The organism is Comamonas sp. GCA5, from assembly GCF_036541385.1.
Taxonomy (GTDB): domain Bacteria; phylum Pseudomonadota; class Gammaproteobacteria; order Burkholderiales; family Burkholderiaceae_C; genus Comamonas; species Comamonas aquatica.
The window spans coordinates 30511-45906 of sequence record NZ_JAZHFR010000024.1 but is presented as its reverse complement, the minus strand read 5'-3'; the positions used below and the strand labels follow the sequence as shown (position 1 = coordinate 45906).

Sequence of the window (15396 nt, the reverse complement as noted above, 5' to 3'; positions counted from 1 at the left end):
TGCGTGAGCCCGCAAATGGGTGGGCTACATGTAACGCATCCAAGGTGTGGGCCAACGAAACTTGCTCACTGTTTGGTGACTTGCGGCGGTAATAAATAGAGCCACGACTGATTTGCATAAGTTGGGCTTGGCGAGCCAGCGACAAGCTATGACCGCGGTCAATCATCGACCTACGCTGAGCAATCCCGCTTTGCTCAGCGCACCTTGCAAAAAATCCTTCTCTAAGGTCAGTTGACCAATCTTGGCGTGAAGCTCTTTAAGGTCGACCGCAGGGGTTGTGGGCGCAGGAGCTGCGCCAAACACGTCAGCAGCCCGCTCCAGCAGCATGCGTTTCCAATCTGCAATCTGGCTGGGGTGAACTTCATATTGCTGAGCCAGCTCAGCAACCGTGCGCTCTCCGCGCACGGCTTCTAGTGCCACCTTCGCTTTAAATACGGGGCTGTGCTTGCGTCGGGATTTGATGGTCATAGATCTCTCCAGGTTCGGCCTGTTGTCAGGTCATTTTTACGGGGAAAGATCTCGCTTAGCTAGCTGTTCAAAAAACTGGAACCACTTCTCAGCATGCCGGCGACGGTGTCCTTGCCTGCACCGTTGGCGCCGGTCAGGCCGATGATGATGGGTGCGTTCTCAAGCATGTTGGCTGTGCTGGTGTTGGGCGGTGGCGGGTTGCACGCGCGGCACGTACTCCATCTGGATCACGCGGGCGTGCACGATGGCTTGCGGCGGGCGGCTGAAGATGGTGTGCAGGCGGGCATGCTCCAGCTCGACCTGCAGCACGGCGCCGGGTTTGAGGTTGTGCTCGTGCTGCTGCCAGAAGCGATGGGCGGCCGGGCCGGTCCAGGTGATGCACCAGGGCTCTGCCTGGTGGTTGCCTAGTCGGTCGTAGACCTGCAACTGCACCTGGAACGCCCCGCACCTGGTGCGGCCGGCCAGTGGGCGGTGGCGGCTGAGAAAAAGCATGCCGGTGTGTCGCATGGCTACTCCAGTGGTTTTGCTGTTACTCGGGCTTCGTGGCGTCTTGAATGTTTTCGACCACCTTCTTGACGGCGGTTGCTGTGTAGGGTTCTGCCTTGTCGGTCATAGAGCCGCCAAGCGTGATGACGTCAGCTACCACTGCCACGGGCGTCTCCACTGCGGCGCCGATGGCGGCCTTGGTCAGTGAGGCAAGTGCGTTCAGCATGTCTGTGCTCCTGTGTGATGAGGCATGGTCAGCAACCTTTCCCAGGCTGATAGGGCGCCCGGCTGCTGCCGTTGCAGATGCGGTGGTCGCGTGGCAGGTCTGGCAGCGGAATGCGCTGCACCTGCACGTGGGGTGGCCACACGATCTGCGCCGGCGTGGTGCTGGCAATGCTGGTGCGTGTGGGGGTTGTGCCCATGCCGGCCTTGGCGGGTGCGCCGGATGGGCGGGGGTTGCGTGGGCTGCTGGGTTGGGGCGTGCGGCGCGCCGGGCCTGGCTTTGCCGGCTGGGCGGTGATGTCGAAGCGGTTCAGTAGGCGGTACATGTGCGCGACATCGCAGCGGTATTTGTCGGCCAGCTGCTGTGCAGTGTGGGTCTTGGCGTATTCCTCCAGCTGCGGCCGGCGGTCAGCCCACACGTTGCGCTTGACCTGTACCGCCTTCAGGCCCAGGCGCGTCAGCTCCTGGCGGATGGCGCTCACGGTCTTGCCCTCGCGGTCGGCAAGCTGCGTGGCCGTCAGCTTGGCGGCCAGTACCTGCAGATGCGCCTTGCGGGCGGCGGTTGCGTTGTCGGCGGCGCGCGACTTGATGCCCAGCTTGTGCAGCTGGTTCCGGATCTGCTTGGGCGTGGCGTTGTGCGCTGCGGCCAGCTTGTCGTTGCTCATGGTCTCGGCCTGCTTGGCCAGCAGGGCGGCGTTCTGTTTCCAGTAGCGCTTGGGCTTGAGGGTGACGGTGTGGGTCATGGCGTTCTCGCATCCAGAAATGCAAAGCCCCGCGGGTGCGGGGCTGGTTGATCCCAATCAGCGCTTAGTTGGTCTTTTGGTAAGCGCCAATCAGCACGGGGATTTGGCCTTCTGCGGCTTCGCGGATTTGCACCGCGAACTCGGTGGCCATTTGCTCGATGTGTTCTTCCAGCGCGGTGATGCGCAGCTGAAAGCGCGGAGTTTTGTCGTTGGTCAGCACCGACAGGCGCAAGGCAAACTCACGCTCTTGCAAGTCGGGGTAGGGCTTGCACTTGAAAATGATCAGGCTGGGCAGGGTGTGCTCGCTGCTGGCTTTCACGCTTTCAAAGGTGCTGCGGCTGGCGCTCAGGCTTTCTTCCTTGTGGTCGGCCTTGATGGCGGCCTCCACCGTCAAGTTGCGGATGGCAAGCACCGCCTGGCCTTGAGGCAGCGCAGGTTCGCCCTTGACTGCGTATGCCCACCAGTAGGGCAGCCAGTCTTCCAGAAACTCGGCCATTTCGCGCTGGGGTTGTGGGCTGCGGGTGATGTTGCGCAGGGCATCGTAAGCCGCAGTGCGCTTGGGGGCCAGCTTGGCCAACTGGTCGGCATGGCCTGGGGTGGTGGGTGTGCCCAGGTTCAGCACCGCGGTGGCAGTGATGTTGTCTGCATCCACAAACACGCTGGCGCCATCTTCTTTGTGCTGTGCGGCGTAGGCCACAAAGTCGTTCATGTAGGGCGCGGTGAACGTGCCACGGGCGCGAATGCGGGCGGGCAGATAGTTTTCAACGTCGTGGCGGCTGAAGTCATTGGGCAGCGCGACCAGTGGAGAGATGCCGCGACTATTGCCTATTGCGTAAAAAATAGCGGCGTTGGCCTGATCAATCGTGGTGTCGCGCTGGTCCAGCACGGGGTTGCCAAGGCTAAATGGCAGTGCCTCACCTTGTACGGCTTCGGTATTGGTTGCTTGCGCTTGAGTTGCTTTGTTCACGGTAATTCCCTATTAGGGTTGGGTTGGTAAAGCGGAAAAAACAAAGCCCGCCAAGGTGGCGGGCTGGGTTGGGTTGCTGGCGTTACACCTTGGAGGGAACGCCGGGAATGCTCAACTGGCTTTGTGGCACCAGGCTCATCACGCCGTTTTTGCCCACATGCATGACGGTTTTGCGGGTGGCTTCTTCACCGGCCTTGCCGTCCAGCGTGGGCTTGCTGAACTTGAGCGAGTGCTTCACGTTGACCTGGTGTGTGCCGGGGATGCGCTCAATGGTGAACTTGACGGCCACTTCACCCACCTTGTTGTTGTCCACCACGCCTGCGGCCACTTGGCCAAGGGCTACGGACAGCATGCGGTCAAACTGGCCGCCATCCAAGTCGGTGATGAAGGCGCTCACATCGGTTTGTGCTGCGCTGGTGTTGGGGACTGCGTGCATGGTCTATCTCCTGGGGTTGTGCCTTGCGGCGGGTTGGAAAAAGTGAGCGCTTTGCTTGCGCTGTTGTTGCGTTTGAAAGTAGTTTTCAACCGAAAGTGATGCTTCAAAAGCACTGTGTGCTTTTGTTTCGATAGCGTTCAGAATCGCGCTGCGGCGGCGGTCCTGGCGGGCCATGGCCGCCAGCAGCTCATGCAGCGCGGTAGCTGTTGATGGGCTTGGTGCTGACGCTGCGCGCCCAGGGGTAGACGCTGAGTGCGTAGGTGGCGGCATCGCCGCCGCTGCGTTGCTGGGTGGTGAAGCTGATGTGCTTGCCGCCGTCCAGGACGGTGACTTGGTAGGTGCGTAATGCCTGGGCCATGGTGGTGGTCCTCCTGGTTCGTTGGGTGGGGTCTGGCTCATATCTGGGGCAGTGCCAGGTGCTGGCCCTGGGCCAGCCCGGCGCGCAGGCGGCGCGGTGGGGCTTCGGGCACGCCGGGCAGGGCGGGCTGGGCCTTGGCTGCAGCCAGGCGCTGCTGCAGTGCCTCCTGCTCCTGCAGGTGCCGCGCGCGCTGCATGGTGGTGCGCACGTCGGTGGCGGCGCTGTTGGTGTAGACGAAGGCCCGGTCCGTCAGCAGAACGCGGGGCAGGGTCAGGCGGCCGGGTGGGTGCTGGTGCATGGTGTGGCTCCGGTGCGTGGACGTGAAAAAGCCACCTCGGTGGGTGGCTTGGTTGGTGGATGGGCAAGCCATCAGGTGAAGCTGCGGACCACCGTGCACGGGGTTGCACGGCCGCAGAACCTCCATTGCTGCGTTGATCTGCAGCTTCGCCAGATGGCTCGGTGGGTGGGATGCCATGGGTTGAACCTTTTGCCCGCTGCGCCGGCTATTGAGAGGGGCGCCGGCGCGGCCGAGACCCGCATGGTGGGCAAAGGGCTCAGTGCATGGCCCTGCTGACGCTGCAGGGGTTGCGGCGCTTCAGGCCCGCGTGGCCGGTGTTCACATTTCAAAATCTCCAGGCGAAAAAAAGCCCACCGGGTGGTGGGCTGGGGGTGGATGGTGGTCGGTTACTGCGCCAGTTCCTGCTCTAGGCGGGCTTTCTCGGCAAGTAGGCGATCGAGTGCGGCGTTCAGGCGTGTCTGCTCTGCAGTGCATTGGGTCGCAATCGCCTGCATTTCAGTGCTGAGAGATTGCTCCCAGGTGGCGCCTGCCAAGTTGTTGTTGGCGTAGGACTTCATGCTCTGAGCGCTGCCCATCTTGCGTTCGCACTGGTTGGTTGCGTTCCGGATACGGCTTTCAGCGGCGCTGATTTCGCGCTCGTTCAGGTCGTTGAGGCGGCGTTGCTTGCGATCGCGCTCGTTCAGTCTGCGCAGGCGCTCGGCTTCGGTCTGTGGTGCATCGGCGGTGGGTGCAGAGGCTGCTTGCGCGCTGGTAGGTGGCGCAGCCGCAGGCGCTGGGCCTGCAGCTGGCTTGACCTCAATCTGATTGCCTTGCGTGCCGGTGGACTCGCAGGGGCGCTCTTGGAATGCCGTGCGGCCGTTGGCGTCTTTGCATTTGTACATGGCCAATGCGGGTGATGTGGCGATCGCTGCAGCTGCAACCAGGCTCCATTTCAGACTAGGCATACCTCTCTCCATGCTTGATTTGCATGGGGTTTTAGCACAGTGGGCTTACGCAATTGCAAACCAAAGCGTCCTGTATTCAAGGCGCTTGGGTTTGCGCAACACCCGCCAGCCCGGCGGGTGTCGTCGCAGCCTGCTGTTACCGCGCCACAGCAGGTGGGCGTTCCTGGTCAGCGGGCCTGCCTGGCATGTGGGGCAGGGCGGCTGGTCTGGGAAACATCCCCTGTGCTGGTCACTGGTGCACGCGGTGGACTTGGTGCAGCCTGCAGCAGGGAGGGGGTGATTTGCGCCTTTTCTTTCACTGCTGGCGCGGTCATGGGCAGGCCCCGCAGTCGCAGGCGCTGTCGCAGCGGCTGGCTTGGGGGCTTTTATCAAGCAGTTTCGAGAGTGGATAGAAGAGGGTAAGGGTGGGGTCCGCTTGCTGTAATAACATCTGGATTCCTACTCCATAGACTTCTTACAGAAGGGACCCCATGAACGCGCCAATCATTCCAAACACCCAGTCACCACTGCACCGTCCCAGCTCGCCTCCACCTCAGCCGCAGCCAGGGCAAAAATAAGGACCTTCCATGCAGCGCTACCAGATTGAATTCGATGTCCACTACGGATATTGGTACAACACGCTTTGCGAGTCGTTCTATCGACGTGTGGACTTTGGTTGCAATCTGGTTCAGCTCACTGGTGGCTCGGTAGCAGCGGCCGGCGTTATCGCCTCGTACCCTTGGTTGGTGGGATTCAGTGGCATTGCCTTAGCTTTATGTGCTGCCTTTTCTCTGGCCATGCAGCCAGCCGTGAAGGCTGAGCGGCACTGCCAAATCAAGTCTTCTTGGCTGGATTTGCAGGCAAGCATGCCGATGCTCTCAGATGCAGAGCTACTGGCAAAAGTTGCCGAGAAGAAAAAGTCGGATCTCGGAATGCTGAGCATGAACTTGCCAGCTAGCAATGCAGCAATGCGATCTCTTGGGTATACCGATGGCTTTGCACACCTGAGCGCATGGCAGCGCTTTGTGCAACGCTTGGCGATGTAGCCCTCTTCTATCCACTCTCTTGTTAACGATCCGGGGCTTGGCCCCGGTCGATGCCGTGGTGCCCATCGCGGGTGCACCTTGCTGCGCGCCGTGGGGCGCTAGACCTTCCTCTTGCATCGATTCGGTACGGGGCGGATCGCTTCCCCTGGGTCATGTCGCGGTTGGTGCTGCGATGGAAGTAATTTACCCAAGGGTAATGTTTATTGCAATACCTTTGGGTAAATTTATTGTGTACTTCGCAAAGTCAGGGGAAAGGATGGTTGGCAGAGCTAGGTGTTCTCTGACTGCTCGTGCTGTGCATGTCGGCTACAAACAACCAAAGGAGGCAATAGCCATGCAACTGGACCCCAAAGAACCGCGCAAGGAACAAGAACCCACACCTGAGCCGATTGACCCGCCCAGCGATGCTCCGCCAGTAGAGCTGCCAGGTGAGCCGATGGATAAGCCGAATGTTTAGGGTGTAAAAAAGCCCGCGTGGGGCGGGCTTGTGTGTGGTTGTTAGTTGCCACTTGTTTCTGGATTTTCCAGGTGGGTGATTAGTTCTGATAAGTTTTTGTTCCAATCGTTGCCAATTGCGCCTAACTGGTCTTTACTCTCTATCAGAGACTGAATGATTTGTTTGGCAAGTTCAGCCAACCCGTTAGTGGGTAGAACAACTTCGGTAGCTACAAAGTGAGTTATCTCTTTGCCATCTGCAGAGCGTTGCGGAGGTTGACTTGCAAAGATAAGGCGAGAAACGGGGTAGCCTACCGCAATTTGGGAGATGCCCTCGCAAAAAATAGGTTGATGGCGGGTTGCAGAGAACCTGTGCGACATCTCATGAGCTGGTGTAGACGGTTGCTGTTTCTGCTCGGGTTTGTGGGTAGAAGAAGTCATGGTGATCGTCTCTTGATGCATCCGCGTTGACAGTGAGTTGCTGCAGGTAGTCGCAGCGCGAATAGCGTTCCGTAATGGATTCAGCCAGTAGCGAGGTGCTGATGGCGGGTATCGTTTTGGACTGCAAGGTCAGCGTGCTTTGGTTCGGAGTGTGCTGTGCAGGGGTGTAAAAAACGACATCTTCAGCCTCTTCCTCAAAGCTAGCAATGTGGCGTGCAGCCTCGTTGGGTTTGTAGGTGGCATTCAGCATGGCGAGCGTAGAGACGAACTCCACGCGCAGCCCAGTGTCAAAAGCGTGGCTGAGCTTGAACAAAGTCTGCAGGGTTAACTGCCCATAGCTGGGGTCTTCCAGGCGCGAGATTGCAGCCTGGGTGGTTTTCATTTGTTTGGCCAGCTCGGCTTGGCTAAGGTTCCGGTCCATGCGCATGGTGCGGATTTGGTGCGCAAGCGCAGTGGTGATTTCTGCTTCTACATAAGCGTCGCGTGCTTCTTTATTCCTCTTCATCTTGAGGAAAGTCCTCTCCATCAATTTGGAGAGTGCGACTGGATGCTTGCCCTTCTTTGTGCGCTTTGAAACGCTCGAAGGCGATGTCGAAGGCGTTAGCTGGGTCATAGATCTTTTGCTTATGGTTGCAGATAAGGAGGATGACAAAGGCGCCTTTTCCTTCTGGGAAGTAGCCAAAAGCTCTTTCGGCACGGTTGTTAGCTTTGTAGCGGATTTCATAGAGTTTGAAGCCTGCAGATTTGTACTTGGTGTCGCTTGGCGTGACGTCTTTGGCCTGTGGTTCATTCCATTGAATGCGTGGTGTCACAGCAAGGTGCTCTACAGCACGTTCAAACGCCATGTTGTCTTTTACGTTGTAGTCATCTATAGCCTTTTGGCTATCGCAACGACCGCTAGCACTTACGAAGACTTCAAACTTCCAGAGCATCATATCAATTTTGCGATATTTTTTTGTAGTTGTTAGCCTGATGTATTGCTTTGGAGAAGGTCTTGCCGCAAGTAGCGCTTACAACTTCTTTCCATTCCATGCCCACACCACACGCCCCAGTACACGCAGCTGGTGGTCGCCGTTGAGTACATCCACAGTCTTGATGTTGACGTTGTCAGAGCTGACTTCCATAGCGCCATCCATGCGGATGCGCACGCGTTTGATGTAAAGCTGGCCGCGCACTTCCAGCACGTAGACGCCTTCCATGCTGGATGGGTCGCGTGAGCCCACGTCCACCAGCAGCACATCGCCGTCGCTGAAGGTGGGGGCCATGCTTTCGCCGTGAGCGTGGATGAACTTCAGCTCTCGAATATTGCCGGGGCGGATGTGCTGGTTGATCCAGTGCGAGGACAGGGCCAGATCGCCCACCACGTAGTCGGCATCCAGCGCCTCATTGCCTGGGCCCATGCTGCCGCAGTTAGCAAGCAAGGGGATGCGAATCAGATCATCAGCGGTAGGTGTTGACAGCCCCTCGGAGTTGTGCTGGGCAAAGTGCGTGGGGTATGCACGGGCAAGTGCCTCTGCGGTGTCCTCGCCAATTCTCTTGGCGCCGCTCTTGCCTGGCGGGTAGAGCATCCGTGAGACGTAGCTGGCGTCCTTGCCAATTTGCTGTGCAATGCTTGCAATGCCGCCGCGGCCCAGTTCATCAACAAGGGCTTGAAGTGTGGTGCGGCGTTGTTCGTACTTATCCATTCGCAGATTCCAGCAAATCATTACCTATAAGTAAATGACCCTTGGGTATTGCATTAATAGTTACCACTGGGTAATATTTGTGCATGGAAAAACTCCTCGCCTATCTCAATAGCTTGCAAAAAGCACCGCGACAGCGGTTTGTAGAGCGTTGCAACACGTCCGAGGCTTACCTGCGCAAGGCCATCAGCAAGGGGCAACGCCTGGGTGAAAGCCTGTGCATCAAGGTAGACCGGGAGTCCGGCGGCGCTGTGCGCTGCGAAGACTTGCGCCCCGACGTGGACTGGGCCTATCTGCGCATGGCTTGCCGCGAAGCTGCGACCCAGGAGGTGCCCCATGGCTGATCCACTACTTTCTTGCGAGCTAACTCAATTCGCCTTTTTGAATAGCTTCGTTTGCACAGTGGTTGGCGAACGCCATGCGAGCCTTGGAGTCGATGTTCAGGCCCCGACTTTGGCACCAGTCTTTGAACTCTTGCGGGCGAATGATGGCCCGCACGACGACACCACCCGCTCGACGTTGCTGTTCTTCTCCAAAGGTGGCGGCCTTGAGCCATTCGGCGTAGGTGCGGTGCAGGGTGTGGCCATCGGCCATGAGCCGTTTGATCTGCTCGAAATCCTCTTCCAAGTACCAAGCCATTCCAATGACTGATACGCGCATTGGTTCTTTGTTCATGTCCGCCCTCCTTGGCGTCGTTGGTTGTGTCGGAGCTTCCATCGTAACCAGGGCCAGGGCGGGCGCCATTTCGTTTTGGTTTGGTGGTCCGCATGACCATCATCCCACCACGATGCCCTGCAGTCGGCGCAGGGCTTGCACTTCTTCCAGCGTGGCGCTCCCGGTCATTTGCATTTTGGCGGTCGCCATGTCCAGCCATGCATTCATGCGTTCTGCGGTGAAGCCGCGGCGCTCGCATTCCAGGATGGTGGCCATGTGGGCCAGAAATTCTTCCAGCGCTGCAACGCGCAGCTGTAGGGCGGCGAATTGCTCGGCGGTGGGGGTGGTGGCTGTTGGCTGTTTGTTTGCCATGGTGTCTCCGTGGAAAGGGGTGTTGCTGTGACGGGATTCAGTTTCTCAGCGGCGGCTTGGCCGGTCTATGGCGAAAAGCAGCTCCACGCCGACATTGCCCGTGGCATGGATGTTTTGGATGCCGCGTTCTTGATCGCGCAGGAGTGCCCCGGCGGGGTTGCTGCCCTGGCCCAGCGCATGGGCGTGTCTGCCAACACGCTGCAGCACAAGTTGAACCCCAACAACACGTCGCACCACTTGACGCTGAAAGATGCGTTGGCGTTGCAGGTGGTGTCTGGCTTGCCTTATGTGCTCTATGCCATGTCGGCAGCGCTGGACCATGTGTGCCTGCGGTCGCGGCCAGATGTGGCTGATGGCGATGCCTGGGAAGCCTATCGATTCTTCCAGCAGTCGATTGGCGAGTTGACGGCGGCCGCTGCTGATGCCTTGAAGGGTGATGGCCCGACCAGCGCGAATGCCCTGCGCAGGGTGGAGCACCAGGCCAATGAGGCGATTGCCGGCATCAGTGCGCTGGTGAACGCGGTGGCCGTGCGCGTGCCAAAGCGCGAGGGCTGAGCTGTGCGCTCGATATCTCAAGTTTTCAACCCCCTGACCAGTAGATCCCAGGCCTTGGCGTGGCTGTCTTTGTCTCCGGCAGCATTCGCGCGCCAAGGGCTGGTGGTTGGGGTTTTTTCTTCCTGCACTTCGATATCGGAGGTGTCTTATGCAAGCTGAAGCAATGGGTGCTGCGCCTGCAGTGCCGCCTGGTGCTGGGCGTGGTGGTGTGGCGTTTGTCACGTCGCTGGATGCCCGGGCCCAGGCGTATTGGGGGCTGAGCCCCAAGTTGATGTCCCAGCTACAGGGGCGGCTGCTGGCAGTGTTGGTGCAAGAGCACCAGGCCGGGGTGGTGAACCTGTCGGGCAAGGAATTGCGGCAGGCGTACTTCAAGGCCACGGGGGCCTGGGTGGACATGTCCAGCATCAGCAGCACGGTGCACGGCCTGGTCAAGGCTGGGAAGGTGGAGCGCCTGCCGATCTTGCGCAAATGCAGCGAGACGGGGCACGACATCACGCCCATTCGGGCTGTGCCGCAGCAGCAAAAGCTGGTGTGAGTGGGGCGGAGACACAAAAACTATGCACGCATATACCCACCACATTGGCGACTTCAATACAGCCACGCTGCATTTGTCGCGCCTGGAGCGCTCGATATACCGGGATGCCCTGGAGTTTTACTACGTGAACGAGTGCGGGCTGGATGCGTCCGACTTCGGCCTGCTGGCGCGGCGCTTGCGCTGTGACACGCCGGAAGAGAAGGCGGCCCTGCAGTTCGTCTTGGATGAGTTCTTTGATCTCGATATTGAAAGCGCTCAGTACGTGCAACCACGGTGTGAGCGTGAGCTGGCCGACTACCGTGCTGCGGTCGCTGCCAGTGGTGCGGTCAAGGCCAATGTGAACAAGCGGCAACAGCAGCACCGCGATGAGCGCAAGCAGATGTTTGCAGCACTGCGCAAGGCTGGGCAGGTGTTGCCGTGGAATGCGAAGGTGGCAGAGGTGCGGGCAGCGTATGCCAAGCTGAAAGCACAGCAAGACCTGTCACGCACCAGTCACGCACCTGTCACGGCTAACCATTCCCCTTTCCCCATTCCCCTAGACCAAGAGATACCCCCCAACCCCCCTGCCGGGGGGGCGGATGCGGGGCAGGCTGCGCCAATCGATGACCAGCTGGCAGGTCGACAGCCAGCCGTGAAGGTCCAGCTGATGGAGAACCCGGCAGCTGTCGTGGCCCAGCTGATGGGCTGCTTCCCCGAGCAGCGGCGCACCCAGGTCCAGCTGGTGGGCCGCAAGGTGGTGGAGCTGGTGGAGGGTGGCGTGGTGACGGCGGAGCAGCTGCTGACGGCGGCCAAGGCCCAGTCAGCCCTGCTGAACAAGGATGACGGCAAGGCGTGCCCGCGGGTGATGCGCTGGCTGCGTGAGGCGCGTTGGTTGGACGCTGCTGTCACCGTGACAGGTGGCGTAACAGGTGGTGTGACAGGCGTTACAGGCGTCACAGGTGTCGATGCGAACTGGCGCAGCGGGCGTGCGGGTGTCGAGGCCATGGGCATCCATCTGGGCCTGGGGCCATGGGATGAGGGCAGGGAGCGCCTGTTCTCCGCATACGAGCAGCGCGTGGTGGCGGCGTTTGATGAGCGCATGCGTTCGCCGGTCGATGGAGGTGTGTATGCACATTAAGTTGGATGCGCGTGTGATCGGGCAGGCCGAGATGCTGCGGCAGTTGCATGGCATGACCGGGCAAGAGGCGGCGCGGGCTTATGCCAAAGCGCTGAACGATGTGGGGTTTGAGGTGCGGCGTGCCATGCAGGGGGAGATGAGGGACGTGTTTGATCGGCCCACCGACTACATCCTGCGCTCGCCCCGCGTGAAGATGGCCACGGCCGACCGGCTGAGTGTGACCATCGAGCCGGCCTACATGGGTGGCAAGGGTGTGGACCCGCAGAAGATTCTGAATGCGCAAAGCTGGGGCGGGCGCCGCAGTGACAAGCGCAGCGAGGTGGCGCTGCGCCGTGCAGGCATCTTGCCCACTGGGTTGCAGACGGCCATTCCCACCAGTCCATACCCCGGAAGCGATGACGGCCGAGGGAACCTGAAGGGCAGCTTTCTGGTGCAGATCATCAGCTACTTCCAGGCCTTCGGAGAGCAGGGCTACCGCGCCAACATGACGGACAAGCGCAAGCGCAGCATTCACAAGGGAACCAAGCGCGCAGCTGGTCGGCGCTACTTCGTGAGCTATGGCGCGATGCGTGCGGGTGCGCGGTTGACTGCCAAGGGTGATCCGGATGAGCGCATGCAGCACCTTGCTCCAGGCATCTGGGCGGCAAGCGGTACAGGGGGTGTGGATGTGCGGCCTGTGATCTTGTTCGTGAAGCAGGGCAACTATCAGCCCAAGCTGGACATGGACAAGGTGGCCAAGCGTGCGGATGCCGAGAGCTATCTGGCAAGGCGCATTCGCTTTCGCATCAGAGAGGCGGCTGGGGTATGACGATTGATTGCCGTTTGTCGCTCCGCCCATCGGGTGCCGGCCGGTCTGGCGGTGGGGTCGCGGGTCCTTCCCGGGCTTCTGCCAAAGCGGGTAATTCGAGCCGCGTTGTCGGACTGTTGTGTGGGTTTGCTAGGGGGGTTAAGTGAAGGTTCTGCCTTATCTGGATGCTATCGTTTCGCAAGCAGAGTTCGCGCAGATGATCGGCGTGAGCGAAGCCAGCGTCAGCAAGCGCGTCAGCGACGGCGTGCTCACCCGTGGGGAGAGCGTGCACGCCTGGCTCATCGCCTACTGCGAACACCTGCGCGACCAGGCCGCGGGCCGGCTGGGCGAAACGCTGGGGCTGGACCTGGTGCAAGAGCGCGCCGGTCTGGCCCGGGCCCAGCGCGAGGCGCAGGAGCTGAAAAACGCCGTCGCCCGGGGCGAGTACGCGCCCATCGGCATCCTGGCTGACGTGCTGGCGCTGGCCAGCTCCGCCATCGTCGATCGGCTGGACCAGCTCGAAGGCCAGCTGCGCAAGGCCTGCCCCGAGCTGCCCGAAGACGCCCGCCAGGTCGTGCTGCGCCTGATTGCCGACTCGCGCAACGAGTGGATCCGCGCCACCTCCCAGCTGGTCAACAAAGAGGTGGAGGCCATGGCGCTGGCAGATGCAGACGAGGCCGCCACGCTTGATATCAGCGCTGGCACCGACGAGGAGGGCGACGCACGATGAGTGCACCCCTCAGCCCCGAAGCCATGGCCGCCATCCAGGCCGCCAATGCCCTCGGCCTCTCCAGCCTGCGCGCCGAGGTGCCGCAGACCCTCAGCGAATGGGCGGCTGCGCACTTCATCCTGGCGGGTGAATCCAGCCACCAGAAGGGCGGCTGGGTGGGCTGGCCCTTCCAGCAGGGCATTCTGGACTTCATGAGCGACGACCGCATTGAAGAGCTGGCCGTCAAAAAGTCCAAGCGCGTGGGCTACACCAAGATGATCACCGCCTTCGTCGCCTACAACATCGCCCACCGCCGCCGCAAACAGGCCCTGTGGCAGCCCACCGACGACGACCGCGACAGCTACGTCAAAAGCGAGATTGAACCGGTCTTGGACGGCGTGGCCGCCGTGCAGGCCGCCCGCCGCCGTGGCAAGGGCTTGGAAGACACCATCAAATACAAACCCTTCCGCGACAGCGTGCTGCACCTGCTGGGTGGCAAGGCCGCCCGGGCCTACCGCCGCATCACCGTGGCCGTCTCCATCCTGGATGAGTGGAGCGCCTTTGACCAAAGCATTGAAAAGTCTGGCGACCCCGGCAGCCTGGCCAAAGGCCGCCTGGAAGGCGCGCCGTACCCCAAGTTTGTGGGCGGCAGCACCCCCCGCATCAAAGGCCTGTGCCATGTCGAGCGCGCGTGTGAAGACGCCAACGCCTATGTGCAATATCAGATCGAATGCCCGCGCTGCGGCGCAGAGCACCCGCTGACCTGGGGCGCCAAAGAGCTGCCCTACGGCTTCAAATGGGTCAAAGGCCAGCCCCACACCGTGCGCCACGTCTGCCCCCACTGCCGCGAAAGCATCGCCCAGGGCGACTACCTGCCCGGCGGCTGGCCCCTGGTGGGCACCTGGGTGTGCCGCAAAACCGGCATGCGCTACGGCGCAGACCACATCTGGCGCACAGCCACAGGCCAGCCCTGCCGCCCGCCACGCACTCTGGGCGTACACGTCTGGGCCGCCTACAGCCCCCAGCGTACATGGGTCAGCATTGTTGATGAGTTTGAAAAAGCCCACCGCGCCCTGCAGGCCGGGGACGTGGGCCCCATGACCAGCTTCACCAACGAAACGCTGGGCGAGACATGGGAAGTCAAGGGCGAAAGCACCGACGAACACGTCCTGCAAGCGCGGGCAGAGGAATACCCCCTGGGCCGCGTGCCCACCGGCGCGCTGCTGCTCACCGCCGGGGTCGACGTGCAGCGCGACCGCTGGGAAATCGCTATCTGGGGCTGGGCCCGCGGGCTGGAAAGCTGGGCCGTCACCCACCACATCATCCACGGCAACCCCGCCAACGATGCCGACTGGGAGCCCGTCACCCACTACCTGCAACAGCGCTTTGTGCAGGCCTGGCACGGCGGCAGTCTGGGGCTGTCTGCCATCAGTATCGACTCATCCGACCAGACGCAGGCCGTCTACAACTGGGTGCGCAGCGTGCAGGGCCAGCTGCCCGGCCTGCGCGCCATCAAGGGTGACAACAACGACAACCGCAACATCGTCGGCCCCAGCAGCCTGCAAGAAGTCAACTACCGTGGCCGCAAGATTGCCCGTGGCATCAAGCTGTGGCTGGTGGGCGTGGACAACGCCAAGGATCTGCTGCTGGGCCAGCTGGCCATCACCCAGCACGGCCCCGGTTATGTACACACCAGCCAGGCGCTGCCGCGTGAGTGGTATGAGCAACTGACCGCCGAGCAGCGCATTCTGGCCAAGGTCAACGGCAAAGACACCTACCGCTGGGTCAAGCGCCGCCCACGCAATGAGGTGCTCGACGCACGAAATTATTCTCTGCACGCCGCCATGGCCCTGGGCATCCACAAATGGCCAGAGGCCCGCTGGCTGCAGCTGGAGCAGGCCGTGCAACCCCCGCAAGACCTGTTCAGCCCCGCGCCCGCCGCAACGCCTGCGGCACCCAGCATCAGCGCAGAACAGGCCGCAGCCACCACGTCCCATACAGCCCCCCAGGCCACGTCCCACACCGCCACCAGCCCACCGCGCCGCGTGGCCGATGAAGCACTGTTTGCCCCCATCAGCATGTACTGATCACACCAAGAAATACAAGCCAAAACAGCCTGCAACGCACACCAGACAAGCGCTACCAGCTATTAAAAAGAGATG

Annotated in this window: 25 protein-coding genes; 9 read left to right on the top strand and 16 right to left on the bottom strand. The window is 61.0% G+C overall.

All coding sequences use genetic code 11. From position 1 onward, the window contains the following. Positions 1-162 precede the first annotated feature (162 nt). The 10 genes from SJH88_RS08255 to SJH88_RS08210 all read right to left on the bottom strand — a co-directional run bounded on the left by SJH88_RS08255 (position 163) and on the right by SJH88_RS08210 (position 4922). Positions 163-468 (bottom strand): IS3 family transposase, encoded by a 306-nt coding sequence (locus tag SJH88_RS08255; RefSeq protein WP_043008792.1) that lies wholly within the window; start codon positions 466-468, stop codon positions 163-165. Positions 469-627: 159 nt separating this feature from the next. Then, a complete protein-coding gene (locus SJH88_RS08250) occupies positions 628-960 on the bottom strand; it encodes a hypothetical protein (RefSeq protein WP_274754162.1) in 333 nt (110 codons plus the stop codon). A 37-nt stretch (positions 961-997) separates the two neighbouring features. Continuing rightward, complete coding sequence (locus SJH88_RS08245; protein ID WP_274754161.1) at positions 998-1180, bottom strand: hypothetical protein; 183 nt, start codon at positions 1178-1180, stop codon at positions 998-1000. A 28-nt stretch (positions 1181-1208) separates the two neighbouring features. Next, entirely contained in the window at positions 1209-1919 is a 711-nt protein-coding gene (locus tag SJH88_RS08240) for a hypothetical protein (RefSeq protein WP_274754160.1), read from the bottom strand. 64 nt (positions 1920-1983) lie between these two features. Beyond that, positions 1984-2886 (bottom strand): DUF2303 family protein, encoded by a 903-nt coding sequence (locus SJH88_RS08235; protein ID WP_274754159.1) that lies wholly within the window; start codon positions 2884-2886, stop codon positions 1984-1986. A gap of 82 nt (positions 2887-2968) precedes the next feature. After that, positions 2969-3322 carry a hypothetical protein gene (locus SJH88_RS08230; protein WP_274754158.1) on the bottom strand — a complete coding sequence of 118 codons (354 nt, stop codon included), beginning with the start codon at positions 3320-3322 and terminating at the stop codon, positions 2969-2971. A gap of 3 nt (positions 3323-3325) precedes the next feature. Continuing rightward, a complete protein-coding gene (locus SJH88_RS08225; protein WP_274754157.1) occupies positions 3326-3496 on the bottom strand; it encodes a hypothetical protein in 171 nt (56 codons plus the stop codon). A gap of 13 nt (positions 3497-3509) precedes the next feature. Beyond that, positions 3510-3680, bottom strand: a complete 171-nt coding sequence (locus SJH88_RS08220; protein ID WP_239224524.1) for a hypothetical protein — start codon at positions 3678-3680, stop codon at positions 3510-3512. A 37-nt stretch (positions 3681-3717) separates the two neighbouring features. Continuing rightward, the gene (locus SJH88_RS08215; RefSeq protein WP_260673730.1) at positions 3718-3978 is read right to left on the bottom strand and encodes a hypothetical protein; all 261 of its coding nucleotides are present in this window, start codon (positions 3976-3978) and stop codon (positions 3718-3720) included. A 386-nt stretch (positions 3979-4364) separates the two neighbouring features. Next, positions 4365-4922: a DUF4124 domain-containing protein gene (locus SJH88_RS08210; protein ID WP_274754156.1), complete on the bottom strand. Its 558-nt coding sequence runs from the start codon at positions 4920-4922 to the stop codon at positions 4365-4367. A 566-nt stretch (positions 4923-5488) separates the two neighbouring features. On the opposite strand from SJH88_RS08210, the gene SJH88_RS08205 reads away from it, so the two are divergent. Together SJH88_RS08205 and SJH88_RS08200 are read left to right on the top strand one after the other, a co-directional pair. Continuing rightward, on the top strand, positions 5489-5947 hold the full coding sequence (locus SJH88_RS08205) for a hypothetical protein (RefSeq protein ID WP_274754155.1): 459 nt from the start codon (positions 5489-5491) through the stop codon (positions 5945-5947). 334 nt (positions 5948-6281) lie between these two features. Next, the gene (locus SJH88_RS08200) at positions 6282-6404 is read left to right on the top strand and encodes a hypothetical protein (protein WP_274754154.1); all 123 of its coding nucleotides are present in this window, start codon (positions 6282-6284) and stop codon (positions 6402-6404) included. Positions 6405-6445: 41 nt separating this feature from the next. On the opposite strand, the gene SJH88_RS08195 is transcribed toward SJH88_RS08200, so the two are convergent. From SJH88_RS08195 to SJH88_RS08180, 4 genes are all read right to left on the bottom strand, one after another. After that, entirely contained in the window at positions 6446-6823 is a 378-nt protein-coding gene (locus SJH88_RS08195) for a hypothetical protein (RefSeq protein WP_274754153.1), read from the bottom strand. Then, a complete protein-coding gene (locus SJH88_RS08190; RefSeq protein WP_274754152.1) occupies positions 6765-7349 on the bottom strand; it encodes a helix-turn-helix domain-containing protein in 585 nt (194 codons plus the stop codon). Before SJH88_RS08190 ends, SJH88_RS08195 begins: the two co-directional genes overlap by 59 nt. Next, positions 7315-7758, bottom strand: a complete 444-nt coding sequence (locus SJH88_RS08185; protein ID WP_274754151.1) for a hypothetical protein — start codon at positions 7756-7758, stop codon at positions 7315-7317. The genes SJH88_RS08190 and SJH88_RS08185 overlap by 35 nt, the downstream gene beginning before the upstream one ends. Positions 7759-7833: 75 nt before the next feature. Continuing rightward, positions 7834-8508 (bottom strand): S24 family peptidase, encoded by a 675-nt coding sequence (locus SJH88_RS08180; protein ID WP_274754150.1) that lies wholly within the window; start codon positions 8506-8508, stop codon positions 7834-7836. An 83-nt stretch (positions 8509-8591) separates the two neighbouring features. On the opposite strand from SJH88_RS08180, the gene SJH88_RS08175 reads away from it, so the two are divergent. Beyond that, the gene (locus SJH88_RS08175; protein ID WP_274754149.1) at positions 8592-8849 is read left to right on the top strand and encodes a transcriptional regulator; all 258 of its coding nucleotides are present in this window, start codon (positions 8592-8594) and stop codon (positions 8847-8849) included. A 19-nt stretch (positions 8850-8868) separates the two neighbouring features. Here SJH88_RS08175 and SJH88_RS08170 read toward each other — a convergent pair whose 3' ends face one another. Both SJH88_RS08170 and SJH88_RS08165 read right to left on the bottom strand, forming a co-directional pair. Continuing rightward, positions 8869-9180, bottom strand: coding sequence for a hypothetical protein (locus SJH88_RS08170; protein WP_274754148.1), 312 nt, complete (start codon positions 9178-9180; stop codon positions 8869-8871). Positions 9181-9279: 99 nt separating this feature from the next. Then, positions 9280-9531 (bottom strand): hypothetical protein, encoded by a 252-nt coding sequence (locus SJH88_RS08165; protein WP_239224553.1) that lies wholly within the window; start codon positions 9529-9531, stop codon positions 9280-9282. Positions 9532-9558: 27 nt separating this feature from the next. On the opposite strand from SJH88_RS08165, the gene SJH88_RS08160 reads away from it, so the two are divergent. The 6 genes from SJH88_RS08160 to SJH88_RS08135 all read left to right on the top strand — a co-directional run bounded on the left by SJH88_RS08160 (position 9559) and on the right by SJH88_RS08135 (position 15321). Further along, positions 9559-10086, top strand: coding sequence for a phage regulatory CII family protein (locus SJH88_RS08160; RefSeq protein WP_274754147.1), 528 nt, complete (start codon positions 9559-9561; stop codon positions 10084-10086). Between the two features lie 148 nt (positions 10087-10234). Beyond that, positions 10235-10621: a hypothetical protein gene (locus SJH88_RS08155; RefSeq protein ID WP_274754146.1), complete on the top strand. Its 387-nt coding sequence runs from the start codon at positions 10235-10237 to the stop codon at positions 10619-10621. A 22-nt stretch (positions 10622-10643) separates the two neighbouring features. Further along, positions 10644-11738, top strand: a complete 1095-nt coding sequence (locus SJH88_RS08150) for a YdaU family protein (RefSeq protein ID WP_274754145.1) — start codon at positions 10644-10646, stop codon at positions 11736-11738. Further along, positions 11728-12546, top strand: a complete 819-nt coding sequence (locus SJH88_RS08145; protein WP_274754144.1) for a hypothetical protein — start codon at positions 11728-11730, stop codon at positions 12544-12546. The genes SJH88_RS08150 and SJH88_RS08145 overlap by 11 nt, the downstream gene beginning before the upstream one ends. A 142-nt stretch (positions 12547-12688) precedes the next feature. Then, positions 12689-13255 carry a hypothetical protein gene (locus tag SJH88_RS08140; protein WP_274754143.1) on the top strand — a complete coding sequence of 189 codons (567 nt, stop codon included), beginning with the start codon at positions 12689-12691 and terminating at the stop codon, positions 13253-13255. After that, complete coding sequence (locus SJH88_RS08135; RefSeq protein ID WP_274754142.1) at positions 13252-15321, top strand: phage terminase large subunit family protein; 2070 nt, start codon at positions 13252-13254, stop codon at positions 15319-15321. Before SJH88_RS08140 ends, SJH88_RS08135 begins: the two co-directional genes overlap by 4 nt. Positions 15322-15396 lie beyond the last annotated feature (75 nt).